This window comes from Paenibacillus sinensis (assembly GCF_019904155.1).
GTDB classification, from domain to species: domain Bacteria; phylum Bacillota; class Bacilli; order Paenibacillales; family Paenibacillaceae; genus Paenibacillus_AQ; species Paenibacillus_AQ sinensis.
Genome location: NZ_JAHCMB010000129.1, coordinates 1 through 286 on the forward strand (window position 1 = coordinate 1; position 286 = coordinate 286).

The 286-nt window shown below is 57.3% G+C and carries 1 rRNA gene; it reads right to left on the reverse strand.

Features of this window, described 5'->3' with window-relative positions:
- A 23S ribosomal RNA gene (locus KIH86_RS15175) occupies positions 1-286 on the reverse strand; the annotation flags it as partial.

Below are 286 nucleotides of genomic sequence, written 5' to 3' on the forward strand. Positions count from 1 at the left end.
CCTCTCAAATTTCCTGCGCCCACGACAGATAGGGACCGAACTGTCTCACGACGTTCTGAACCCAGCTCGCGTACCGCTTTAATGGGCGAACAGCCCAACCCTTGGGACCTACTTCAGCCCCAGGATGCGATGAGCCGACATCGAGGTGCCAAACCTCCCCGTCGATGTGGACTCTTGGGGGAGATAAGCCTGTTATCCCCAGGGTAGCTTTTATCCGTTGAGCGATGGCCCTTCCATGCGGTACCACCGGATCACTAAGCCCGACTTTCGTCCCTGCTCGACTTGT